General features: G+C 71.0%; 21 protein-coding genes. 6 read left to right on the forward strand and 15 right to left on the reverse strand.

Annotated features, from left to right (window positions below; translation table 11 throughout):
• Positions 1 to 19: 19 nt before the first annotated feature.
• A complete protein-coding gene (locus tag FHX46_RS29005) occupies positions 20 to 235 on the reverse strand; it encodes a hypothetical protein (RefSeq protein ID WP_313886088.1) in 216 nt (71 codons plus the stop codon).
• Between FHX46_RS29005 and FHX46_RS10950 the strand changes: the two genes are divergently transcribed.
• The 3 genes from FHX46_RS10950 (at position 230) to FHX46_RS10960 (ending at position 2,467) form a co-directional block, all read left to right on the forward strand.
• Positions 230 to 496, forward strand: coding sequence for a hypothetical protein (locus tag FHX46_RS10950; protein ID WP_313886089.1), 267 nt, complete (start codon positions 230 to 232; stop codon positions 494 to 496). The genes FHX46_RS29005 and FHX46_RS10950 overlap by 6 nt on opposite strands.
• The gene (locus tag FHX46_RS28460; RefSeq protein ID WP_313886090.1) at positions 493 to 1,491 is read left to right on the forward strand and encodes a cysteine hydrolase family protein; all 999 of its coding nucleotides are present in this window, start codon (positions 493 to 495) and stop codon (positions 1,489 to 1,491) included. The genes FHX46_RS10950 and FHX46_RS28460 overlap by 4 nt, the downstream gene beginning before the upstream one ends.
• Positions 1,492 to 2,047: 556 nt before the next feature.
• Positions 2,048 to 2,467, forward strand: a complete 420-nt coding sequence (locus tag FHX46_RS10960) for a hypothetical protein (RefSeq protein ID WP_167113002.1) — start codon at positions 2,048 to 2,050, stop codon at positions 2,465 to 2,467.
• Positions 2,468 to 2,704: 237 nt separating this feature from the next.
• Here the strand turns inward: FHX46_RS10960 and FHX46_RS10965 are convergent, their stop codons facing one another.
• Entirely contained in the window at positions 2,705 to 3,436 is a 732-nt protein-coding gene (locus FHX46_RS10965; RefSeq protein ID WP_208400105.1) for a haloacid dehalogenase type II, read from the reverse strand.
• 153 nt (positions 3,437 to 3,589) lie between these two features.
• Between FHX46_RS10965 and FHX46_RS10970 the strand changes: the two genes are divergently transcribed.
• Together FHX46_RS10970 and FHX46_RS10975 are read left to right on the forward strand one after the other, a co-directional pair.
• Entirely contained in the window at positions 3,590 to 4,486 is an 897-nt protein-coding gene (locus tag FHX46_RS10970) for a PaaI family thioesterase (protein WP_167113006.1), read from the forward strand.
• A 226-nt stretch (positions 4,487 to 4,712) separates the two neighbouring features.
• Positions 4,713 to 5,897 (forward strand): CaiB/BaiF CoA transferase family protein, encoded by a 1,185-nt coding sequence (locus FHX46_RS10975; protein WP_167113008.1) that lies wholly within the window; start codon positions 4,713 to 4,715, stop codon positions 5,895 to 5,897.
• 54 nt (positions 5,898 to 5,951) lie between these two features.
• On the opposite strand, the gene FHX46_RS29010 is transcribed toward FHX46_RS10975, so the two are convergent.
• Positions 5,952 to 7,541 (reverse strand): PucR family transcriptional regulator, encoded by a 1,590-nt coding sequence (locus FHX46_RS29010; RefSeq protein ID WP_167113010.1) that lies wholly within the window; start codon positions 7,539 to 7,541, stop codon positions 5,952 to 5,954.
• A 308-nt stretch (positions 7,542 to 7,849) separates the two neighbouring features.
• Here FHX46_RS29010 and FHX46_RS10985 point away from each other — a divergent pair, with 308 nt between their 5' ends.
• Entirely contained in the window at positions 7,850 to 9,166 is a 1,317-nt protein-coding gene (locus tag FHX46_RS10985; RefSeq protein WP_167113012.1) for an MFS transporter, read from the forward strand.
• 52 nt (positions 9,167 to 9,218) lie between these two features.
• Here the strand turns inward: FHX46_RS10985 and FHX46_RS10990 are convergent, their stop codons facing one another.
• The 12 genes from FHX46_RS10990 to FHX46_RS11045 are packed head-to-tail and all read right to left on the reverse strand — an operon-like array spanning position 9,219 to position 20,898.
• Complete coding sequence (locus FHX46_RS10990; protein WP_167113014.1) at positions 9,219 to 10,448, reverse strand: cytochrome P450 family protein; 1,230 nt, start codon at positions 10,446 to 10,448, stop codon at positions 9,219 to 9,221.
• On the reverse strand, positions 10,445 to 10,813 hold the full coding sequence (locus FHX46_RS10995) for a putative quinol monooxygenase (RefSeq protein ID WP_208400106.1): 369 nt from the start codon (positions 10,811 to 10,813) through the stop codon (positions 10,445 to 10,447). Before FHX46_RS10995 ends, FHX46_RS10990 begins: the two co-directional genes overlap by 4 nt.
• Positions 10,810 to 13,059, reverse strand: a complete 2,250-nt coding sequence (locus FHX46_RS11000; protein WP_167113015.1) for an FAD-dependent oxidoreductase — start codon at positions 13,057 to 13,059, stop codon at positions 10,810 to 10,812. Before FHX46_RS11000 ends, FHX46_RS10995 begins: the two co-directional genes overlap by 4 nt.
• Positions 13,059 to 14,297 (reverse strand): beta-ketoacyl synthase N-terminal-like domain-containing protein, encoded by a 1,239-nt coding sequence (locus FHX46_RS11005; RefSeq protein WP_167113017.1) that lies wholly within the window; start codon positions 14,295 to 14,297, stop codon positions 13,059 to 13,061. The genes FHX46_RS11000 and FHX46_RS11005 overlap by 1 nt, the downstream gene beginning before the upstream one ends.
• A complete protein-coding gene (locus FHX46_RS11010) occupies positions 14,294 to 15,562 on the reverse strand; it encodes a beta-ketoacyl-[acyl-carrier-protein] synthase family protein (RefSeq protein ID WP_167113019.1) in 1,269 nt (422 codons plus the stop codon). Before FHX46_RS11010 ends, FHX46_RS11005 begins: the two co-directional genes overlap by 4 nt.
• Positions 15,559 to 15,957 carry a cupin domain-containing protein gene (locus FHX46_RS11015; RefSeq protein ID WP_167113021.1) on the reverse strand — a complete coding sequence of 133 codons (399 nt, stop codon included), beginning with the start codon at positions 15,955 to 15,957 and terminating at the stop codon, positions 15,559 to 15,561. The genes FHX46_RS11010 and FHX46_RS11015 overlap by 4 nt, the downstream gene beginning before the upstream one ends.
• Positions 15,954 to 16,412, reverse strand: coding sequence for an SRPBCC family protein (locus tag FHX46_RS11020; protein ID WP_167113023.1), 459 nt, complete (start codon positions 16,410 to 16,412; stop codon positions 15,954 to 15,956). The genes FHX46_RS11015 and FHX46_RS11020 overlap by 4 nt, the downstream gene beginning before the upstream one ends.
• Entirely contained in the window at positions 16,409 to 16,666 is a 258-nt protein-coding gene (locus FHX46_RS11025; RefSeq protein ID WP_167113025.1) for an acyl carrier protein, read from the reverse strand. Before FHX46_RS11025 ends, FHX46_RS11020 begins: the two co-directional genes overlap by 4 nt.
• Positions 16,663 to 18,033 carry an acetyl-CoA carboxylase biotin carboxylase subunit gene (gene accC, locus FHX46_RS11030; protein WP_167113026.1) on the reverse strand — a complete coding sequence of 457 codons (1,371 nt, stop codon included), beginning with the start codon at positions 18,031 to 18,033 and terminating at the stop codon, positions 16,663 to 16,665. The genes FHX46_RS11025 and accC overlap by 4 nt, the downstream gene beginning before the upstream one ends.
• Positions 18,030 to 18,506 (reverse strand): acetyl-CoA carboxylase biotin carboxyl carrier protein, encoded by a 477-nt coding sequence (locus FHX46_RS11035; protein WP_167113028.1) that lies wholly within the window; start codon positions 18,504 to 18,506, stop codon positions 18,030 to 18,032. The genes accC and FHX46_RS11035 overlap by 4 nt, the downstream gene beginning before the upstream one ends.
• Positions 18,503 to 20,230, reverse strand: a complete 1,728-nt coding sequence (locus FHX46_RS11040; protein WP_208401099.1) for an acetyl-CoA carboxylase carboxyltransferase subunit alpha — start codon at positions 20,228 to 20,230, stop codon at positions 18,503 to 18,505. The genes FHX46_RS11035 and FHX46_RS11040 overlap by 4 nt, the downstream gene beginning before the upstream one ends.
• Positions 20,227 to 20,898 (reverse strand): TcmI family type II polyketide cyclase, encoded by a 672-nt coding sequence (locus FHX46_RS11045; protein ID WP_167113030.1) that lies wholly within the window; start codon positions 20,896 to 20,898, stop codon positions 20,227 to 20,229. The genes FHX46_RS11040 and FHX46_RS11045 overlap by 4 nt, the downstream gene beginning before the upstream one ends.
• Positions 20,899 to 21,417: the final 519 nt, after the last annotated feature.

Here is a 21,417-nt window from a genome sequence, read left to right on the forward strand (position 1 = left end):
GTTTGCCGGAGGGCTGGTGCTAGCGGCCGTTGAAGGTGGGGTTCGTGTCGCGGCGGCGGGTGAGCAGGAGGTTGCCGTTGTTGACGAGGAGGATGTGTACGTCGATGAGGTGTCGGTCGGCCGTCGCGTTGAGGGCGTCGACGAAGGCGGGTGGCACGTCGTCCATGGTTTGCAGCACGTGCGGTGCGGTGCACGGGCTGATCCAGCGAGCCACGTGCACCGCGCCCGGGTGCACGTGCTGCACCTGTCCTCGGCGGCGGCCCTGGACCGGCGTGCCGCCGCTCGTCGCGCCGGCACGCCGATCACCGCCGAGACCTGCCCGCACTACCTGACGCTGGCGGCCGAGGCGATCCCGGCCGGGGCGACCGAGTTCAAGTGCTGCCCGCCGATCCGGGACGCGGCGAACCGGGACCGGCTCTGGCCGGGGCTGGCCGAGGGCGTGGTGGACTGCGTCGTGTCCGGCCATGCTTCCGGCTCGGCGCGCAGCGCCCGGTGACGCGGGTGCGGATCGCCATCCACCCGGACGGCGGTCTCGGCCGGTTCCGCCTCTACGGGCAGCCGACCGAGGCGGCACGGGAGGCCCTGGCGCGCCGCTGGTTCACGCTGCTGCCGGAACCGCAGGCGCTCGCCGTGCTGGCCGAGGCTGGGGTGGGTGGTGCGGAGGCCGGATGCCTGGTCACCGACCGCTTGCACGCGCCGCTGGACGTGCTGCTGGGGAAGGGGTGGGATGTCGGTCCGGATCGCGTGGCGCCCGGTGCGGCCGCGGAACCGCGGGGTGTGGACCCGGCTGGTGCGGGTCTGGTGGCGTATGACGGATCGTTGACGGTTGTAGCGTCCGCGTGCTACCCATCCGGGATGGGTTACCGGCTGGACCCGATCGAGCCCGGGCGCACCGCGCTGATCGTGGTCGACATGCAGCACGATTTCCTCGCGCCCGGCGCGCCGCTGGAGTCGCCGGACGGGCGGGCCATGGTGCCGCGGCTCAACGAGACGCTGGAGCTGTGCCGGCGGGTGGGGGTGTTCGTGGTGTTCACCGCGCACGTGCACCGCGCCGACGGTTCGGACATGGGCCGTTTCGCCGACCTCTACCCGCCCATCGCCGAGCGGGTGGCGTTGATCGATGGCACGCCCGGCGCCGAGCTGTACGCGGAGGTGGACCGGCGGCCGGACGAGCCGGTGGTCCGCAAGCACCGCTACAGCGCGTTCTTCGGCACCGATCTGGAGATGATTCTCCGCGGGCGCGGGATCGACACCGTGGTGGCCACCGGCGTCACCACGGAGGACTGCGTCCACGCCACCATCCGCGACGCGATGTTCCGCGACTTCCGGCCCGCCGTGCTGTCCGACCTGTGCGCGACCTACGACCACCCGGACCTCGGCCACGGCGCGATGAAGGCCGCCGAGGTCCACACCGCCACCCTCGTGGTGCTCGCGCAGTCCACAGCGGACGTCCTGACGAGCGAGGAGTTCCGGACGCGCCTGTCCGGCTGAGCTCGGGTGCCGCCGGAGGCAGGCGCGTTCGGTTTCGTTCCCGGTGCGGGTGAGCGCCACCCGGTGAGCGTCCGCCGCTTCACCGGTGCGGGGCAGGCGGCGAGGCAGGTGGCTGTGGGTCAGGTCCCCGGAGCTGCCGAGGTCGTCCATCCACGCGTGGAACTGCGTCTCGTCGGCGTCGGTGGGCGCCGCGCCGTCCCTGATGCGGAGGATCCCGCCTCCGCTCGTCGGCGGAAGCGAACGTTCACGGCACGCGGAGCTAAGGCCTGTCCGTAACGACTGGTTCAGCCAGGGCGGGGGATGCGACAGCCCGGGAGCAATGTGGGGAGCAGCCCTGTGCTCGCAACGAGCCGAAACGTGACTCAATTGTCCTGAGCGATCCACTCTGACCTGCAGAAGTCACGCTTCCGCAAGTCAGCGCGGTGCCGCGTACGCGGCTCACACCGAAATTCCGAGTTCCCGTCTGGCTGGACCGGTTGAAGGCGGAACAGGCAACGAAGGTGCGGGAGTATATTGGGCCCTTCCAACCTCGTGTGTTCATCCTGGAGTGAAAACATTGTCTTACGACCTCATCATTGGTAGCGGGCGCGAAGACGAGACGCAGCACGACGTGATCTGGAATGCCTCCTCCGGTGTCGCGGTATGGGTTCTCAACGAGATCAGCGAGCGTGTCACTGACAGTGAACTGAAGGCTAGCCTCCGGAAATTCGCTGAGGGCAGGTACGGCTACATTCCGCTCACGGTGTTCAGCGAGCGGCAAGTATCCCAGGTGCTCACGGTAATCCTCAGCTCGCTACTGCAGGCGGCACGCGATGAGTGGACGCCCGAAAACGACTTGTACAATATTCCGGAGATTATCGAAGAACTCGTCCAAAAAACTGCCGAAATGGTGGAAGCGATCAACGGTCGGCGGCGCTCGGAAGGTCGGCCGGAACTGCGGCTGCACCTCGGCGTCGACTCGCCTTCGCGCCAGTGAACGGTGTGTTGAGTGACTCAGAATGATCTTCGATTGCAGCTCGAATCTATCCGAAAGTTCAGGTAGCCGACCCGGCTCCACATGGTCACTCGAGGAAATTGGCAATCATGTTGCGGGCACGAGGCGGCGCGAACTGCGTCCGGCCTTCGGTGGAAGCTGACCGGACCGAGGCCGGAGCGGCGGGCAAGGGGTCCCGCCAGCGGTGAGGATCCCCTTGCCCGGCCGGGCGGTCCGGCATCAGCCCTGCGTGCGGGCGATCACCTCGCGCGCGAGGTGCGCGAAGTCGTCGACGACGAGCGTCGGCGGGTAGTACTCGTTGCCGAACGGGCGCTTGCGACGGTCGACGAACGCCGTGCGCATGCCCGCGGCCTTCGCGCCGACGCAGTCGAACGCGTGGTTGGCGACGAACAGCACCTCGGACGGGTCCAGGCCGACGGCCTTGGCCCCGGTGGCGTAGGTGGCGAAGTGCGGCTTGAAGGCGCCGGCCTCGGCGACCGACACCACCCGGGTCCAGAGGTCCTCGGTGCCGGAGTACTTCACCCCGGATTCGAGCATGTCCGGGTCGCCGTTGGACAGAATGACGAGCTTGAAACCGGCCTCCTTCAACGTCCCCAGCGCCTCGACCACGTCCGGGAACGGCTCCAGCCGCTCGATCTCCGAGACGAGTTCGCGCACCTCGTCCATCGTGTGCGGGATACCCGCCCGGGTCAGCGTGTAGTCCACCGTCTGCCGCCCGATCTCCCGGTAGGGGATGTGCTCACGCCCGAGCAGGCCGTCGATCATCGAGTTCTCGAAGTGTGTCCGGCGCCACCACGTCACCACCCGGTTCGGCGGTTGTGCCGTGTAGTTCTTCGAGCGCAGGTACGGCGTGATCGCCTTGGTCAGGCCGCTCTGCATGTCGACGACGGTGCCGTAGAAGTCGAACATCAGCGCCTTGACGCCGGTCAGGGACTCGGTCTGCTCAGTCACTTCGCGTACTCCAGTGGAATGAGGTGCGGATGGGACGCGGTGAACGCTAACGACGCCGGAGTTCCTTGGCATCGGAGGAACGCCCGACACCGGAAGCCCGTGATTGGTGGGTGGCACCTCGCTCCGGCCGGAAATGCCCGCAATAGTGGTGGCGTGACCTTCGAACCGGCCTCGCCGGGCAGCTCGGAGTGGCTGCGCCAGGCGCTCGCGTTCTCCCGCGCGACGGGTGCGCCAGCCCTGGCCTGTGCGGCCGGCCTGCGCCACGCGTCGTCCTCCCCGTTCACGCTGGGTTTCGCGCCCCCGCCCGCACCGCAACGCCTCGGCCTCGTGGAGGTGGCGATGCTGGCGGACTTCGCGCTCGGTGGCGCGCTCCGCCAGCGGCTCGGGCGGACCCGGCCGCTGCCGACCCTGAGCCTCACGCTCGACCTGACCGGGTTGCCCGATGTCGCCGGGGCGCGGACGCTCGCCGAAGCACGTGACGTCGCGGTGGCCGCGGACGGCATCGGGACCGCGGCCGGCGCGATCCGGAGCGGGAACGCCGTACTGGGGCACTGCAGTGCGACCTTCGCTGTTCCGTCCGGGGGATCACAAGCGGAACTTCCGTGGGACAGACCGGATCCGCCCAGCCAGGACAATCACCGATCGGTCGACCTGGGCGAGCTCACCCCCGCGGAACGAGCACTGTTCGCGGCTGCGCGGTCGGCGGAGGCGGTCGGCCGGTCGTGGTGCGACCAGGTGGTGGGCACTGCGATGGCCGATGAGGACGGGACCAGCGTGCTGGTGCCCAGCGAGGTGATGACCAACCGGGCGGGCGCCGTGCAGGGCGGCGTGCTGTTCGCCGCGGCCGCCCGATGCGGCGCACCCCGCGACGGCGCCCGCTCGAGGCTGGTCTCCGGGACGATGCGATTCCTGGCCGGGGCGAGCGCGGCGAAGCCCATCGTGCTCGAACCGGCGGTCGAGCACACCACCCGCCGGACCCTGTTCACCCAGGTACGGCTGTGGCAGGACGGCACCGTCCGCGCGGTCGCGGGTTTGGTGCACCGTCGCTGAACGGAACTGCCTCGACAGCATCGGAAGATCGCGCAACGCCCGTCCTGCCACGTTGGACAAGTGCACCTCGCTTCAGCCGCCCCCGGAACGCGAGACTGCCTGGTACGGGCTCGCACAAACCCGGTGGACGGCCGGCGGACCGGGCCCGCGTGTCACCTGTTCCGTTGCGCGGCAGGGGAGTCCTGCCCGCAGCCGCGGAGAGTTTCATCGTCGATGAGGAGCCGGCATGACCAAGACCGACGCCGCTGGGTTCAGCGGCCGACCGCTCACCGGGCTGCGCGTCGTGGCGTTGGAGCACGCGGTGGCGGCCCCCCTGTGCAGCCGCCACCTGGCTGACCTCGGCGCCGACGTCGTCAAGGTGGAGAAGCCCGAAGGCGGCGACCTCGCCCGCGGCTACGACTCGGTCGTGAAGGGCCAGTCCGCGTACTTCGTCTGGGCCAACCGCGGCAAGCGCAGCGTCGCCCTGGACTTGAAGACCGAAGACGGACGTGCCGTCCTCGCCGAGCTGCTGGACCGGGCCGACGTGTTCGTGCACAACCTCGGCCCCGGCGCGGTCGACCGCATGGGCTTCGGCGCCGAAGTCGTCGCACGCCGGTGGCCCCGGCTGATCGCCTGCGCGATCTCTGGTTACGGTGCGGACGGGCCGTATCGCGACCACAAGGCGTTCGACCTGCTGATCCAGGGTGAGGCCGGGCTGCTGTCGGTGACCGGAACCCCGGACCAGCCCGCGAAGGTCGGCATCTCCGTCGCGGACATGTGCGCCGGCGTGTACGCGCTGTCGACGATCCTCGCCGCGGTCGTGGAGCGCGAGCGCACCGGTCGCGGGCGCACGATCGACATCTCCATGCTCGACTGCCTGGCCGAGTGGATGATGGCACCGGTGTACCACCAGCTCTACAGCGGCCGGCAGCCGTCGCGGGAAGGTGCCCGGCATAACATGATGGTGCCGTACGGCGTCTATCGCGTCGGCGACGACGGGCACGTCAACTTCGCCGTCCAGACCTCCGCACAGTGGCGGGCCCTGTGCGACCAGGTGCTGCACCGGCCGGACCTCGCCGACCACCCCGACTACCGCACCAACGAGCTGCGCGTCCGGAACAGGGACAGCCTGGAGCGGCTGATCGAGCGCGAGTTCGCGTCCAGCGCGGGAGTGTCCGATGTGGTCGGCCGGCTGATGGCCGCCGGTATTCCCACCGGCAACGTCAACGACCTGGCCGGTCTCCTCGACCACCCGCAACTCGGCGACCGGTGGTTCGACACCGGCTCACCCGGCGGCCCGGTCCGCGCACTGCGTCCGCCGTTCAACCTCGGGGACGAGCCCGCCCGCAGCCGGGGCGTGCCGGGCCTCGGTGAGCACACCGCGGAGGTGCTGGCCGAACTCCGCGGCAGCGCACCGGATCCTCTGGTGTGAGTCATCGTTCCGTGGTGGACCGCGCGGCTTCTCGTCGGCGCGGTCCGTCGGCGGCTACTTCCCGGTACCGCGCGAGCCGGGTGCAGCACCCCAGGCCAGAGCGCGGAGCTGGATCATGACGGCCAGTCGTTGCGCCGGATCGGAGAGGTCCAGTCCGGCGATCTCGACGAGGCGGTCGAGCCGGTGCCGCACCGAGTTGGGATGCAGCACGAGCCGTTCGGACGTCCGGGACACCGACCCGAACTCGTCGAGGAACACCCGCAGGGTCCTGATGTAGTCGGTGTTCTGGAGTTCGTCGTGCTCGCGCAGGCTGCGCAGCTGGGCGCAGGGCGTCGTGCCGGCGAGCGCTCGTTCGACCGGCAGCAACGCCAGGTCCGGCCACCGGCTTTCGGCGGTCACCACCGTGGGGGTGGCCGGCCAGCCGGGACGGCGCAGGATGTACAGGAGATCGTCCACGACCTGGCGCGCGGCCGGCACGTCACCAGGCCCGGGCGACCACGGGCCGATCGCCGCGTGTCCCGTGATGCCCATCCGCTCGATGTGGCGCAACGCCGGTTCCACGATCCGGGTCACCCGGTCGCCCTCGCCGGCCGGCACCAGTGCGTAGTAGACGGATCCCGCGGGCAGTACGCCGACAGCGGGACCGATGCTGCTCATCTGAAGCGACAGCAGGTGCCAGACCCGTTCCCCGGCGAGGCTCCCGTCGTCGCCCGGTGGGAGGTCGGCGCCGGCGAAACCGATCACCACGAGCCCGGTCTTGCCGCCCAGGCCCAAGTCCGCCGCCGGTGAGACGTCTCCGTACAGGAGCCCGCGGAGCAGCCGCATCCTGGTTGCGCGGTCGGCATCCTCGACCAGCCGGTGCCGCAGCATGTGCGGCACGGCGAGACGTGCGGCGCGGACCAACGCGGCTTCGGCTTCCGGGCCCAGCGGCTGGTTGCCTTCGGCGACGGAGATCTCGCCGAGAACCTCACCTTCGGAGCAGATCGCGATGCGCAGCCGGGTGGACAGACCTTCGTAACCGTCCACCCGCACGACCCTGCCGGGCTCGCGGAAAGTCTCGTACGCGCTGTTGTCGGTCGTGAACCGCTCGATCCACTGGTCCGGTGTGCGCCTGCCGAGGATGGTGTCCCGCCGTACCTCGTCGATCTCGAACCCCTGGACCGAGTAGGCGACGACCCGATGGGCGCGGTCGTAGAGCACCACTGAACCACCGACGGTGACGGCGATCGCGTCCGCGAGACCGTAGACGGTACTGGGACTGGTTCGGTCCTGGGGCGATTCGGGGTCGGCCGTGGTCGCGGTGAGCAACGTGCGGACCAGCGTGACCAGTCTCGTCCAGCTGATGCTCGGCTTGGCCCGCAGGAGCGAGATCCCGTGTTCGCGGGCGAGGCCGGCGGGACCCGGTCGACCCGTCGCCCGGAAGACGACCGCCGCGGCGCCGGCTTTCGCCGCGCCGGCGACGACCTCGCCGGCTCGTGGATCACCTGCATCGATACCGACAGCGAGCACGAGCTGACCCCGATCCACCTGTTCCGGTGGGTCGAGGATGGCCACGTCGGTCACCACGGCCGTGCCGTCCCGCTGGAGCACCTCGACCTCGAGCTGCTCCGCTCCGAGCACCGCAAGGAGATCACCGAGTCGCACCACCACCTCCTCGTCGACGGAGCTTCGGCACAGGATAGCTGCCCCGCGCCCGCCGGCCGTTGGCGTTTCCTCCGATTGCCGGCCCCTGGCGTCGTGTGGAACTCCAACGCCGACCGCTTGCGCGATCGCTCACGCAGCCCGCCGATACCGACCGGTGACCGGGTGGGCCCGAGCGGTACGCGCGGTTGGAGATTGGACCAACGCCGGGCGGCCCGGATCATGCGACTACCCGAAGCGGTATCAGCTGGGCGCCGCCTACAGTTGCCGGACCCGCCGCGGTCCCCTACCGGTTCGACGAGGAGAAGTAAATGGCCCTCAACGACGAGGAAACCAAGACTCACGTTCCCACCGATACCGGCCCGTGGTATCGCGACGTCACCGCCGCGAACTGGCGATCGTTGTTCGCGGCGTTTCTCGGCTGGGGTTTCGACGGCTACGAAACCTATGCGCTGACCGTGGTGCTGACGCCGATGCTGAACCAGCTCCTCGATCCAGGTCAGCGCGCGAACCTGCCGCTGTGGGGCGGAATCGCGGTGGGCGTCACCCTCCTGGGATGGGCGATCGGCGGCGTGATCGGTGGAATGGTCGCCGACCGCATCGGACGCAAACGCGTCATGCTTTTCTCGATCGCGGCCTATTCGGCGTTCGCCGGTCTCACCGCCTTTTCCCAGAACCTCGAAATGCTGATCGTCCTGCGCTTCCTGACCGGCCTTTCGCTGGGGAGCGAATGGGGCACCGGGACGGCGCTCATCGCCGAAACGTGGCCCACCCGGGCGCGCGCGAAGGCCGCGGGAACCATGCAGGCCGGCTTCGGGTTCGGCGCACTGCTCGCCTCCGCGGTGTGGCTCGTCCTCAGCGAGTTCGGCCCCGGGATGTGGCGGGTCGTGTTCGTCATCGGTGTCGTACCGGCCCTGTTCACCCTGTACATCCGGCGGAACGTCACCGAGTCGAAGGTGTGGCAGCAATCCGCCGGTCGCGAGACCGCGGAGAAGAGCAGCCGGTTCACCCTCGCCCAGGTGTTCCGCGACCGGGTCGGCCGTCGACGCGTGCTGCTCACGCTCGTGCTGTCGTTGTTCTCGATCGGCGCCTACTACACCGTGTCGACCTCCTTGCCGCTCTTCGTCAAGCAGCTCGCCGGCGGTCAGGGCCAAGCGGTGGTCAACCACCTGACCAGCCTGGCCGGGATCACCTACAACGTGGGATCGATCCTCGGGTACATCGCCGGCGGATTCATCGCCGATGCCCTCGGTCGGCGCCGGTACATTGCGCTGTACCTGGTGGGCGCCGTGGCCACCACGGCGGTGCTCTACCTCACCGCGGATTCGGCCACCACGGTCGTCTGGCTGGCCGCGGTGAACGGGTTCTTCACCCTGGGGATGTTCGCGGCCTTCGCGATCTACCTGCCCGAGCTGTTCCGGTCCCGGGTGCGCGCGACGGCGATCAGTTTCGTGTTCAACTCCACCCGCCTGATCGCGGCGGCCGGCCCCATCGTGTTCGGCAACCTCGTGCTCGCTTTCGGTGGTGTCACGAAGGCGGCGGTCATCCTCGGTTCCCTGTACATCGTCGGGCTGGTCGTGCTGCCGTTCCTCCCGGAGACCCGCGCCCTCTCGCTCCAGGAGAAGTGAATGGCTGGGCGATCACCCCCGCGTGATCGCCCAGCCATCCTGCCCGGAACGGTTACCGGCCCGTGGTGAACCGCACCGGCAGCTCGAGCAGACCGCGGAACGGGGAGGCCGGCGGCAGCCGGCGCAGCTCGTCCACCGGGACCGCCAGCCGGAGCCCGGGCAAGCGGTCGATCAGCGCGCCGATGCCGATCAGCGCCTCCATCCTGGCCAGCGAGACGCCGAGGCAATGGTGCACGCCGTAGCCGAAACCCAGGTGCGGGCCCGTCCGGCGCACGTCCAGCCGGTCCGGATCGTCGAACCGCCGCGGGTCGTGGTTCGCCGCGTTCAGCACCACACCGACGATCGACCCGCGCGGGATCCGCATGCCGTCGTACTCGACGTCCTCGGTGGCCACCCGGGGACTGGCCACCGGGAGCGGGCCGTCGTAGCGGAGCAGCTCCTCGACGGCGTTCGGCAGCAGCTCCGGCCGCTCACGCAGCAGGTCCAGCTGCCCGGGATGGCACAGCAGCGCCAGCACGGCGTTGCCGAGGAAGTCCGCGGTGGTCTGGTGCCCGGCGAACAGCAGCAGGAACGTCGTCGACACCAGCTCCCGTTCGGACAGCCTGCCGTCCTGGTCGCACGCGTCGATGAGGGCGCTGATCAGATCGTCGCCCGGCTCGGTCCGCTTGCGCTGCACCAGATCCGCCAGGTAGTCGTGCAGTTGCAGCTGGGCCTGCTGCACCGCGGCCCGCTCCTCCTCGGGACTGCGCTTGATGGACCCGGACGTGCGGATCACCTGCGTCCAGCCGATGAACCGGTCGTGGTCGATCTCCGGGACGCCGAGCAGCTCGCAGATCACCACCATCGGCAGCGGGATGGCGAACTCCCGCATCAGGTCGCACTCGCCGGACGGGACGATCTTGTCCAGCAGCCCGTCGACCACCTCCGCGATCCGCGGCCGCAGCGCCTCGATCCGGCGCGGCGCGAACGCCTGGGACACCAGGTGCCGCAACCGGGTGTGTTCCGGCGGGTCCGAGTTGAGCATGTTCTTGTTCAGCTCCGCCGAGTTCGGCCCGAAGATCCGCAGGTAGTGCTCGCCCGGGCCGTAGAGGTCCTTGGACAGCCGCGGATCGGTCAGCGCGTCCCTGGCGTCGTCGAACCTGGTGATCAGGTACGAGTCGAACCGGGGCGAGCTGACCGGGCACACCGGGGCCTGTTCCCGCAGCCGCGCCCAGACCGGGTAGGGGTCGGCGGCGAACGACTCCGTGTACAGCTCGGACGCCGGGACGGTGTGCTCGGTCATCGCGCCTCCTCGCTTCGCAGGCTGTACAGGACCTGGTAGGTCTGCCGCCGGGCGGACTCCCGCAGCTCGCGGACCACCCGCATCATGCGGTCCCGGTGCTCGCTGCGGCCAAACGCATCCAGCAGCTCCCGGTCGGCCCAGTCGCTGATGATCAGGTAGCTGCGCGGGTCGTCGGTGTCGCGCACCAGGTCCTGCCGCAGGCACCCGTCCAGCCGGCCGATCTCCTCGGCAGCGCTGAGCCAGGCCGCTTCGAACTGCTGCTCGCACCCGGCCCGGGCCCGCATGGCGAGCACCGTGCGCACCGTGCCCGCTGCGCCTGCCGTGCGCACCGTGGCCCCCGGGCCCGCCGCGTCCGCCGCGGTCACCGGGTGCTCCCGAAGACCCCGCGCAGGTGCGCGGCCAGCGCGTCACCGTCCGCGGGACGGCTGCGGAACCCCACGTGGCCGTCCGGGCGCACCAGGTACAGCGCGGTCCCGGCGACGGCGTACGTCCCGCGGAACTCCTCGCGCTGATCGCGCAGCACCGGCGGGTCCAGCATCACCGGTGCCGGTGCGGTCGGGCTGAGCAGCAGGTACACGTCGAGTTCGCCGCAGGATCGCGCACGCGCGTCGGCGCACAGCTTCTCCGCGACGAGCACGTCGGCCTCGGCCGCCGAATCGTCTGCGTAGATCAGCAGCGTGTGCCGCGTGCCGCGCGTCAGGTCGTGCAGCCGCAGCGGGTGACCGACGCCGCGGCGCCGGAGCCCGCCCACGTCCGGGGCCCGCTCGCCCGGTCCCGGTCCGCCGTCGAACCCGCCCGACTCGCCGACCCACTGACTGTCCGCATAGGACACCAGCATCGACATCTCCTGCAGGAACTGGCGTTTCAGGTCCTCGCGGTCCAGTTCGTCGGTGCCCGCCAGCCGCACCGCGCGCCCGACGACCTCCTCGCCCTGCGGCCGCCGCTCCGCCTCGTAGGAATCCAGCAGTCCCGGCGCGGCAACGCCTTTCACCGCCAGGGCGATCTTCCAGGCCAGGTTGTAGGCGTCCTGGATCCCGGTGTTCATGCCCTGCCCGCCGGCCGGCGGGTGCAGGTGCGCCGCGTCACCGGCCACGAACACCCGGCCCTCCCGGTACCGGTCCACGATCCCGTGGCTGATCCGGAACACCGACGACCAGCGCAGGTTCGACACCCGGGACCCGGCCGGGGCGAGCTGGTCGAACGCCGCCTGCACATCGGCCAGCGCCGGCTCGGCCAGCTCGGCGGAGAACCCCGGCGGGGCGTCCTGCCCGCCGGTCTGCGCGAAGAACCGCGGCGGCGCCACCGTCGCGACCCGGTAGCGGGACTCGCCGCGCAACGGGACGCAGACGAGCATGTTGTCCATCTTCCCGTCGGTCTGGTGCAGGAACCGGAGCAGGTGCCCGTCCGGCATGTCCCAGGCCACGTCCACGTCGGCCAGCATGAACAGCTGCGGGAACCGGCCGAGCCCACCGGTGAAGGTCAGGCCGAGCCGCTCCCGCACCGTGGAGTGCGCGCCGTCGCAGCCCACCAGGTACCGGGCGTGCACCGTTTCGGTGCCGCCGTCCACCGCGAGCGTGGCCACCACGCCGTCGGCGTCCTGGGTGAAGCCGGTCAGCTCCGCGCCGCGCCGGGGGTGGACGCCGAGTGCGGCGAGGCGCTGGGTGAGGATGCGCTCGGTCTCGTACTGCGGCAGACCGAGGTGCGCGTACGGCAGTTCCGGCAGCTCCCAGCTCATCCGGTGGATCTCGGTGCCGTTGACGAACACCGCCTGCCCGGTCAGCCAGATCCCGCTGTCCATGGCATCGCGCACGATGCCCTGGTCCTCCCAGATCTCCATGGTGCGGCAGTGCACGCCGATCGCCTTGTCGGCGTGCGCCGGCGGTTCGGCGCGCTGTTCCACGACGCGGCAGTCGATTCCGCGCCGGGCGAGCTCGACGGCCGTGGTCAGCCCGGCCGGACCGGCACCGACGACGAGTACATCGGTTGTGGTGCTCATGTGGTTCTCCTTGCCGGCGACCGTTTCCGGACGCGCAGTGATGTGCAGGATGCGGCGGCGGAAGTCCGCGGTGAACGGCAGGATCGGACCGGTCCGCCGGGTGTGGTCCGGGTCGTCGACCCAGGCGCGGAACGCCTCCTCGCTGCTCCATTCCGCGAAGATGTGGTAGGTGCTGGTGCCGGGATCGCGGAGCAGCTCCTCACCGACGTACCCGGGCACGCCGGCCATGCGGGTGGCGACCTCGGCGTAGCCGCGCTCGAAGTCGGTGCGCCGGTCCTCCGGCACGGTCACGGTGAACTCGACCCGGATCGGCGGCCCGTGCCCGGCGACGGTGTCCAGCACGTGGAACGCCTCGTCGCCACACATCTGCCGCAGCGGGCGGAACGCCGCCGCCAGGTCCGCGGCGACCGGGCCGCCCCGGTAGTCGCGCAGCGCCCGCTCGTCGGCCCACTCGGTGACCACCACGAACGAGCGCGGATCGTCGGCGTCCCGCAGCAGTTCGCGCCTGCGGTTGCCGGCCAGCGCGCCGATCCGCGCCGACACCGTCCGCCACGCGGCCTCGATCGCGCCCTCGGCTCCCGGGCGGGCGCGCAACCGGTACATGGCCCGGATCATCAGCTCTCCCCGGCCGGCTTGCGCAGGACGACGGTGCTGTTGAACCCGCCGTACCCGCGGCCGTTGACGAGGACGACGTCGACCGGCATCCGGCGGAGCTCGCGCACGAAGTCCAGGCCGTACCCGGGGACCGGGTCGTCCAGGTTGCCGACGGCGGGCACCAGGCCGTCGCGCATGGCGAGCATCCCGGCCGCGAGGTTGAGCGCCGATCCGCCCGCGCACAGCCGGCCGATGTAGCCCTGCGGCGCGGTGACCGGGACCTCGCCGGCGTAGTCGCCGAAGGTGTCGCGGATCGCCCGCACCTCGAGCTCGTCCAGCTCCCGGCTGCCCGCGCCGTCGGCGATCACCAGGTCGACGTCCTGCGGCTCGATCCTGGCGTCCTCGATCGCCCGCCGCATGCACCGGGTCAGCTGGGTGGCGTCGGTGGCGGGGCGGTGGTGGTGGTGCGCGTCGTGCGTCGCCGCGTACCCGGCGACCTCGGCGTACATCCGCTCGGCGTGCCTGCGGCGGGCCTGCTCGATGTCCTCGACGACCAGCACCGCGCCGCCCTCGCCCGGGGCGTAGCCATTGGCCGCCACGTCGAACGGCTTGTAGCCGTACCGGGGGTCGGGGTTGGTCGTCAGCCGGCCGCTCGCCGACTGGCAGGCCAGCGAGTACGGGCACAGCGGCGCCTCGGTGCCACCGGCGATGACGGTCGGCGTGCCCCGGCGGATCGTCCGGCGCGCGTAACCGATGCTGTCCAGGCCGCCGGCCCCCTCGGTCACGACCACACTGGAGGGTCCCTTCGTACCGTGCCGGATGGACACCTGGCCGGTGTTCGCGGCGTAGAACCACGCGATGGACTGGTAGGCGCTGACCGCGCGCCGGCCCTGCGACCACAGCGCCTGGATCTCCCGCTGGCCGAACTCCACACCGCCGGAGCCGCTGCCGAACGCCACCCCGGTGTGGTAGCGGTCCCGGCCGCCGACGTCGTAGCCGGCGTCCTCGAGCGCGAACCCCGCGGCGGCCAGTGCCATCCAGGTCCACCGGTCGGTCTGCACGGTCAGCCGGTCGTCGATGTAGTCCTCCGCCCGGAACCCGGGCACCTGACCGGCGATCGTCGTGTCGTAGCCGCTGGCGTCGAACGCCTCGATCGGCCGCACGTGCAGCTCACCGTCCGTGGTGGACCGCCAATACGGCTCGGTGCCGACGCCGCTGGGGGCGACGATGCCGATTCCGGTGATCACGACCGCGTTCACGGCAACCTCCCCGGTCCGGTGAGCAGCATCGCCGACTGGAACCCGCCGAACCCGCTGCCCACCGACAGCACCACGTCGAGCGCCTGGTCCCGGGCCGTCACCGGCACATAATCCAGGTCGCACAACGGATCCCGGCGTTCGTAGTTCGCCGTCGGCGGCACCACGCCGTGCGTGATCGCCAGCGCGCACGCGGCCAGTTCGATCGACCCGATGGCGCCGAGCGAGTGCCCGATCATCGACTTGATCGAGCTGACCGGCACCCGGTAGGCGTGCTCGCCCAGCGCCCGCCGGAACGCCGCGGTCTCGTGCACGTCGTTCTGCTTGGTGCCCGACCCGTGCGCGTTGACGTAGTCGATGGCCTCCGCGGGCAGCTGCGCCTGGCGGAGCGTCTCGTCGATCGCCGCGGCCATCTCCACCCCGTCCGGGCGCAGCCCCGTCATGTGGAAGGCGTTGCAGCGGTTGGCGTATCCGGCGACCTGGCAGTAGAGGTGCGCGCCGCGGCGCCGGGCGTGCCCGGCCTCCTCCACGACCAGGACCGCCGCACCCTCGCCCATCACGAACCCGTCCCGGCTCGCGTCGAACGGGCGGGAGGCGTGCTCCGGGTCGTCGTTGCGGGCCGAGGTCGCCCGGATGGCGTCGAAGCACGCCATCGTGATCGGCGAGATCGGCGCGTCGGTGGCACCGGCGATCACCACGTCGGCGTCGCCGTCCTCGATCAGCTGGTGTGCGTAGCCGACCGCGTCGATCCCGGACGTGCATCCGGTGGAGATCACCGCGGCCGGGCCGTTGGCACCGAACCGGACCGCCACCTCGGCCGCCATGCTGCTCGGCACCAGCGCCTCGTACAGGAACCGGGTGCCGTAGCGCGGATCGACCAGCCAGTGGCGCCCGCCGTCGGAGAGCACCACGAACTCGTCCTCCAGCCGCGTGGTGGCCCCGACCGCGCTGCCCATGGCGACGGCGAGCCGGTCGTGGTTGAGCGCGTCGAGCTCCAGCCCCGAGTCGGCGACCGCCTCGTCCGCCGCGACCAGCGCGAACTGGGCGAACCGGTCGCTGCGCTCGACCTCCTGCGGGGTCAGCCCGGCGGCCAGCGGGTCGAAGTCGCACTCGGCGGCCATCTGGGAGCGGAACTGGTCCGGGTCGAAGAACGAGATCCGCCGGGTGGCGGTCCGGCCGCTGGTGATGCGGTGCCAGAACTCCTTGCGCCCGTTGCCACCGGGCGCCACCACGCCGATCCCGGTGATCACCGACGTGCGCGCGCTCATCCGGGCTGCCCTTCGGTGTCGACGTGGCCGAGCTCGGGGCGCGGCGCGAGGGGGCTGAGGCTGAACACCGCCAGCGCCTCGTCCGCGGCCTCGTTCATCAGCCGGTGCCGGACCCCGATGGGGATGTGCACGCCGTGGTTCGCCGGCACCGTGACCGGTTCCCCGTCCAGGCGCACCGTGATCGTGCCGCGCACGCAGAACAGGTACTCCTCGGAGTACGGGTGCCAGTGCTCGGTCACCACCTCGCCGGGACCCAGGGTCACGGTGCCGAGGAAGCCCGTGGTGGTGCCGACCGTCGCCGGGGACAGCACGGTGCGGATGTCGCCGCCCCGGCGGCGGTTGGGTGCGACGTCGTTCGCGCCGACGACCCGGGCCGAGTTCGCGGTGGCGGTCATGGCGTGTGCTCCACGACCTGCTCGACCTTGCGCGCGATGATCTCCATCTGGACCTTGGAGTTGTTGTTGATCCGCTCGGTCATCGCGTCGTCGTCGACCGGCGCGTCGGTCCGCATCGCGAAGTCCTGCACCCAGCGCATCCGGGTGCCGGTGCCTTCCTCGTGGTAGGTCCACTCGATGTCCATGTACTCGAACGGGCCCTTCTCCACCCGGTGGGCCAGGACCCTGCGCTGCTGCGGGTAGAGGGTGCGTTCGGAGATCCAGCTCCAGCTGGTGCCGTCCGCGTCGGGGTGCATGGTCAGCCGGAACGTCACCGTGTTGCCGTGGCGGCCGAGGATCTCCGCGCTCGCGTACTCGGTGAACAGGTCCGGCCAGGAGGCCACGTCGTTGGTCATCTCCCAGACCTTGTCGATCGGCGCGTCGATGTAGATCGTGTTTTCGGTGTGCCCGCTCATGCCGCGTGCTCCTCCAGCTGCCGGTTGACCGCGGCGACGACCTCCGCGAACGAGCCGCGTTCCAGGCCCTCGTCGGGGAGCTCGAAGCCGTACCGGGCTTCGAGCGCGGCCTGCACGGCGAGGAACGCCAGTGAATCCAGACCGACGGCGTCGAGCGTGAGGTTCCCGTCGGTCGTCCGGTCCTGGGCCGGAAGGCCCGCCTTTTCCTCGAGGATGTCCATCAGGTCCGACAAGCGGAACTCCTGCGTGATCATGATTGACCGTCTCCTTTCTCCTCGTTCAGGAATTCGTCGACGAAGTGGATCGTGTGCTCGCCGGCGCGGAACGCCGGGTGGTTCAGCACGGCCCGGTGGAAACCCGCGGTCGTGCGGATCCCCTCGCCGTGCACGTCGAGTTCGGCCAGTGCCCGGTCCATCCGCGCCAGCGCGACCGGGCGTTCGGGACCCCAGGCGATGACCTTCGCGAGCAGCGAGTCGTAGTGCGGCGGCACCCGGTCACCGGTGCGGTATCCGGCGTCCACCCGGATCCAGGGACCGGCCGGTGGCTCCCACCGGTCCAGCACGCCCGGTGCCGGGGCGAAGGAGCGGTCGGGGTCCTCGGCGTTGATGCGGCATTCGATCGCGGCGCCGGCGAACCGCACGTCGTCCTGGGCCAGCCTGAGCGGCTCACCCGCGGCGACCCGGATCTGCTCGACGACCAGGTCGATCCCGGTGACCGCCTCGGTGACCGGGTGCTCGACCTGGATCCGCGCGTTGAGCTCCAGGAAGTAGTACCGGCCGTCCTCGCCGACCAGGAACTCCATGGTTCCCACGCCGGTGTAGCCGATGGACCGCACCCCGCGGACCGCGGCCTGTCCCATCTCCGCGCGCAGCCGGTCGTCCAGCCGGGTGGACGGCGCTTCCTCGACGAGCTTCTGGTGCCGCCGTTGCACCGAACAGTCCCGTTCGCCGAGGTGCACCGCGTGGCCGTGCTGGTCGCACAGCACCTGGATCTCGACGTGCCGCGCGCCGACGAGGAACCGTTCCAGGTACACCGCGCTGTCCCGGAACACGGCGTGCGCGGCGGTGCGGGTGGCGAGGTAGGCCGACCGGAACTCGCGGCTGTCCGCCACCACGGTCATGCCCCGCCCGCCACCGCCGGCCGCCGCCTTGATGATCACCGGGTAGCCGATCCCGGCGGCCACCCGCTCGCCGTCCTCCACGGTGTCCACCGGGGTGTCGGTGCCGGGCAGCAGCGGGAGCCCGGCCTTGGCCATCAGCGCCTTGACCGCGGCCTTGTCGCCGAGTTCGGCCATCACCCCGGGCGGGGGGCCGACGAAGGTGAGCCCCTCGGCGGCGCAGACCTCGGCGAAGTCCGGGTCCTCGGACAGGAAGCCGTAGCCGGGGTGGACCGCGTCCGCGCCGGTCTGCCGGGCCGCCTCGATCAGGTTGGGGATGTTGAGGTAGCTGTCCTTCGGGGCGGCGGACCCGACGCACACCGCGGTATCGGCGACCGCGACGTGCCGGGCTTCGCGATCGGCGGTGGAGTACACCGCCACCACCTCGATGCCCAGCTCGCGGCAGGCGCGGGCGACCCGCACCGCGATCTCACCGCGGTTGGCGACCAGCATCCGGCGGATCATCCGGGCGTCCCCGGTGCCAGGATGACGAGCGGCTGGTCGAACTCCACGGGCTCGCCGTTGCCGACCAGAACGTCGACGACGGTGCCGGTGTACTCGGCGAGTACCGGGTTCATCAGTTTCATCGCCTCCACGATCGCCAGCGTCTGGCCCTTCTCCACGGCGTCGCCCGGGGTGACGAACGCGGGGGCACCCGGCTGCGGCGCGGTGAAGAACGTCCCGACCAGCGGCGCCCGCACCACCACGCCGTCCACTGCTTCGGTCACCGCTTCGGCCTCCGCGGCGACCGGATCCGCGGACGGCCGCGGCGGGGCGTCCACCGGTTCCGGGTCCGTCCACTCCACCTCGAGGCTGTGCCCGGCGGCGTGCACCGCGATCCGCCGCACCGTGCCCGGCAGCCGCGTCACCGCGGCGACCTCGGCGGCCAGCGCGTGCAGGATGGTGCAGTGCTCGTCGGGCTGCCCGGTGCCGGTCATGCCGACCTCACCTCACTCGCCCGCCGCTCACCGAAGGAGCGGAACCGCCGGTACCGCAGGGAGAGCAGTTCACGCGCCGGGATTCCGGCCAGCTCGTCGAGCTGATCGAGGACGGCCCGCCGCAGGTTGGCGGCGGCGACGTCCGGTGCCAGCTGCGCACCGCCCGCCGGTTCGGGCACGACGGCGTCCACGATGCCGAGGTCGAGCAGTTCCGGCGCGGTGATCCGCAGCGCCCGGGCCGCCTCCGGGGCGGCGTCCGCGGACCGCCACAGGATCGCCGCGCATCCCTCCGGGCTGATCACCGAGTAGAAGCCGTTCTCCAGCATCAGCACCCGGTCGGCGGTGGCCAGGGCGAGCGCGCCCCCGCTGCCGCCTTCGCCGGTGATCACGGACACGATCGGGACCGGGAGCGTGCTCGCCCGCGCGATGCACTCGGCGATGGCGGTGGCCTGTCCGCGCTCCTCCGCCTCGATACCCGGGTACGCGCCGGGTGTGTCCACCAGGCAGACCACCGGCAGCCGCAGCGAGGCCGCGTACTCCATCAGCCGCCGGGCCTTCCGGTAGCCCTCCGGGTGGGCCATGCCGAAGTTGCGGTCCACCCGCTCCGACGTGGTGTGCCCCTTCTGGTGACCGATCAGCATCACCGGCCGGTCGCCGATCCGGGCCGGGCCGCCGATCACCGCCGGGTCGTCGCCGAAGCAGCGGTCCCCGCGCAGCTCGCAGAACTCGTCGAACGCGGTCGCCAGGTAGTCGGCGGTGGACGGCCGGTCGGCGTCCCGGGCCCGGCGAACCGTCTCCCACGGGTCCGCGGTGGTGAGCGCGGCGGCGCGGCGGATCGGCGGTGCCCCGCCGCCGCCGGGACCGGACCGGGTGCGGGCACCCGGCGCGTGGATGCGCAGCAGCCGGCGCACCAGCGGGCGCACCTCGGCACGGGGCACCACCGCGTCGACCATCCCGTGGTCGGCGAGGAAACCGGCGGTCTGGAACCCGGCCGGCAGCTCCTGCCCGACGGTCTCGCTGATCACCCTCGGACCAGCGAACCCGACGAGCGCCCCGGCCTCCGCGAGCACCACGTGACCGAGCGTCGCGAACGACGCACTGACCCCGCCGAACGTCGGGTCCGCGAGCAGGCAGACGGAGAGCACCCCGTCCTCCCGCAGCCGGGCCATGGCCTGCGCGGTCTTGGCCATCTGCATCAGGGACAGGCAGCCCTCCTGCATCCGCGCGCCACCGGAGGAGGTGACCAGCAGCAACGGGGTGCGGGTGCGCCGCGCGCGCTCGGCGGCCGCGGTGACGCATTCGCCGACGGCGGTCCCCATGCTCCCGCCGAGGAACCGGAAGTCCAGCACGGCGACCACCAGCGGGAACCCGCCGACTTCGGCCGTGCCGAACACGACGGCCTCCGGTTCGCCGGACTCCCGGCCGGCGGCGGCGAGCCGCTCCCGGTACGGCTGCTGGTCGTGGAACCCGAGTGGGTCCCGGTGCCGGTCGGCGGTCGGCGGCAGCGCGTCCGCGGTCCGTTCGACGAACGTGCCGACGTCGACGAGCTGGGCGATCCGCTCCCAGGGGGACAACCGGGTGTGGTGGCCGCATTCGGCGCACACGCCGAGGTCACGTGCCAGCCGTTTGCGGTACAGCAGCGTCCGGCAGCCGGGACAGCTCACCCAGCCGGCCGCGTCGTCCGCGGACACGGAGGAGAGCTTGCCCGGCGCCGGCGCGCTCAGTCGTCGGCTCGCCACCGGTAGAACTCCTTCGCGACCGCGTCCGCCGGCGTGCGCCAGTTGTCGGGGTCGTAGGGGCTGATGTAGGGGTTGAGGTCTTCCATGATCTTCGCGAAGGCCGGCCGGCCGTGGTTCTCCTGCATCGCGGTGAAGATCGGGGCGTCGGCCCGTTCGAGGATGTGCAGGTAGACGTCGTCCAGGGAGTACAGGTAACGGGCGGTGATACCCATCTGCGCCGGGAGCGGGCCCGCGTCCGACTCGGCGAAGATGCGCGCCACTTCCGGTTCGGTGCCGGGCTTGATGTGCGCCGCGATCACCGCCTGGTAGTTCGCCGGCCGGGACTCGTTCCCGTTCGGGGTCCAGTGGTAGAACTCCTTGGCGACGGCGTCTGCGGGGACCTTCCAGTTCTTCGAGTACGGCGTCACGTACGGGTCGATGTCCTCGCAGATCTGCTGGAACGTGGGCAGTCCGCGGGCCTTGCTCAGCGACACCTTGGGATCCACGTTGCGTTCGATGACGTGGATGTAGAGGTCCTTCAACGAGTACAGGGTCCGGCCGATCACGCCGAAGTCCTGGGGTCTCGTGGTCTCGTCGTTGCGCGCGAAGATGTCGGCGACCTTCTCCTCCGAGTCCGGGCGGATACGGGCGACGATCACACTTCGGTAGGTCATGGCAGTTCCTCCTCACTGCAACTGGCCGCGGCCGGGCGGTGTCGTGCCGCTCGTGACCGCGAGGGTGCAGCGAACCACTGCCGCCGTGCCCCCGGCGTGCGCGTGACGTGGCGGCCGCGGGGCGGGGGCGCCGATGCGCCGTGACCGCGCGATCGCCGGGTGGTGGCCCGGTCGTGACGACGGCGTCACCGGAGCGTGGCCGGGCCGTGGTTACCCGGGAGGATCTCCACCGGAAATGACCAACATCAAAATGTGGCGAATTCACTGCGTACCGCGCAATTTCGCGACGTCCGCGATCTATCGGCCGGGTGACGATTCCGGAGCGTGGCGGCAGTCGTCACGGACCGTCCGCGTGGGATCGTCTTGCGGGGTAACACCTGTTGCGGTGCAACAAGAATCCCCTCGTCCACCTGGCCGTCGCGGGCTAAACGCTCGATGGATCGATCCCCGCCACTCGATCGGGTTCTATTTCGGATCGGGCCTCTGCTCGAAATTGGAATCCGGCGCTGCTACAATTTC

The sequence above is a fragment of the Amycolatopsis viridis genome (genome assembly GCF_011758765.1).
In the GTDB taxonomy this organism is placed as follows: domain Bacteria; phylum Actinomycetota; class Actinomycetes; order Mycobacteriales; family Pseudonocardiaceae; genus Amycolatopsis_E; species Amycolatopsis_E viridis.